We start from the raw sequence: 261 nt of genomic DNA, 5'->3' as shown, positions 1-261 counted from the left end.
AGTGCGTAATAGCTCACTGGTCGAGTGACTCTGCGCCGAAAATGTAACGGGGCTAAACACACCACCGAAGCTATGGCTTGATGCTTTGCATCAGGGGTAGGGGAGCGTTGTATACAGCGTTGAAGGTGTACCGGAAGGAGCGCTGGAGCGTATACAAGTGAGAATGCCGGTATGAGTAACGAAAAGATCAGTGAGAATCTGATCCGCCGAAAGCCCAAGGTTTCCTGAGGAAGGCTCGTCCGCTCAGGGTAAGTCGGGACC

At 53.3% G+C, this 261-nt stretch carries 1 rRNA gene; it reads left to right on the top strand.

Features of this window, described 5'->3' with window-relative positions:
• Nucleotides 1–261 (top strand): 23S ribosomal RNA (locus KI379_RS33825); the annotation flags it as partial.

Source organism: Paenibacillus cineris, assembly GCF_018333335.1.
Taxonomy (GTDB): Bacteria; Bacillota; Bacilli; order Paenibacillales; family Paenibacillaceae; genus Paenibacillus_AQ; species Paenibacillus_AQ favisporus.
This window is presented reverse-complemented; position numbering and strand designations above follow the sequence as displayed.